Annotated in this window: 1 protein-coding gene; it reads left to right on the top strand. The window is 69.6% G+C overall.

The window, feature by feature from the left end:
• The coding region (locus AC0L2O_RS37220) for a LysR substrate-binding domain-containing protein (RefSeq protein WP_473373259.1) at positions 1-250 on the top strand (250 nt) is incomplete at both ends.

Raw genomic sequence — 250 nt, 5'->3', positions numbered from 1 at the left:
ACGCGACCCGCTGCCGTTGGTGGCTTTTCCGGTGGGCGGGCTGTACCGCAATGACATGCTGCATCACCTGGAGCTGGGCGGTTGGCGCTGGCGTATCGGCTATTCCAGCGCCAGCCTGGCCAGCGTGTGCTCGGCGGTCGCGGCGGGGTTGGGCGTCAGCCTGTTGCCCGAACGCGTGGTGCAACCGGGGCATCGCATCCTGGGCGCCGACAGTGGTTTGCCGACGGTGCAGGGCGTGCGCCTGGCGTTG

This window comes from Bradyrhizobium sp. Kon10 (assembly GCF_055807395.1).
Note: the sequence above shows the minus strand (reverse complement) of the source record. Positions and strands in the feature narration are given on the sequence as shown.